Source organism: Streptomyces sp. SID3212 (assembly GCF_009865405.1).
Classification (GTDB): domain Bacteria; phylum Actinomycetota; class Actinomycetes; order Streptomycetales; family Streptomycetaceae; genus Streptomyces.
Window position 1 is genome coordinate 1 of the sequence record NZ_WWJY01001233.1, and the last position, 229, is coordinate 229.

Consider the following 229-nt stretch of genomic DNA (forward strand, 5'->3'; position numbering starts at 1 on the left):
CCCGCCGAACGCGCCGGGACCCTGCCCGCCGCCGGGGGCGCCCCGGCCGGTCCCCGGCGGGGTGAAGGCCGAGGGCGGGGTGGTCAGCGGCGAACTGCCCGTGACCGGTCCCGTGGTCGGGCCGCTGGGCCCGTCCCCGGCCGGCCGGAAACCGCCCGGCGGCGTCGTCCCGCCCGGGGTGAAGGCGTTGCCCCCCGCTCCGGGGCGCGGACCGCCCCCGGTGTCGAGG

General features: G+C 83.8%; 1 pseudogene. It reads right to left on the reverse strand.

Annotated elements, in window-relative coordinates:
* Positions 1–229, reverse strand: a pseudogene (locus tag GT042_RS39750) (hypothetical protein); the annotation flags it as partial.